Genomic DNA, 644 nt, shown 5'->3' on the forward strand with positions numbered 1-644 from the left:
TCAAAAGTATCGACGGATGCGGTTAATGGTTCACAGCTTTATTCCATGAATAAGATGTTTGCGGAGTATTTTGGTGGTGGTGCAGGCTATGATGATGATGGCAAATGGACCGCTCCCACTTTCAAGGTTAAGACTGTTAAGGAAGATGGCAAGGATGAAGAGAAGAGCTATGATAATGTTGCGGATGCGTTAGCAGGAGTAGGGACGTCTTTCACGAATATTCATAACGAGATTAACAAGGAGATTAACAAAGTTGTTAGTGATAGCTTAGTTAAGCAAGATGATGAGACGCATGTCATCAGCATTGGTGGTAAAAAAGGCGGTACGAGCATCAATATTGCAAACAGTGATAATGCAGCGCGGACACTCTCAGGTGTTAAGGAAGGTGATGTTTCAAAAGTATCGACGGATGCGGTTAATGGTTCACAGCTTTATTCCATGAATAAGATGTTTGCGGAGTATTTTGGTGGAGGAGCCGGCTATAATGATAAGGGAGAATGGGGTGCTCCAAGTTTCAAGCTAAAAACAGTCAACTCTGATGGAAAAGATGAAGAGAAGAGTTATGGCAATGTTGCGGATGCGTTAGCAGGAGTAGGGACGTCTTTCACGAATATTCATAAAGAAATTAACAAAGTTGTTGGTGA

Annotated in this window: 1 pseudogene; it reads left to right on the forward strand. The window is 41.9% G+C overall.

The window, feature by feature from the left end:
* Positions 1-644: pseudogene (locus ACFINZ_RS11310) on the forward strand (hypothetical protein); the annotation flags it as partial.

The organism is Bartonella sp. AA81SXKL (genome assembly GCF_042196945.1).
In the GTDB taxonomy this organism is placed as follows: domain Bacteria; phylum Pseudomonadota; class Alphaproteobacteria; order Rhizobiales; family Rhizobiaceae; genus Bartonella.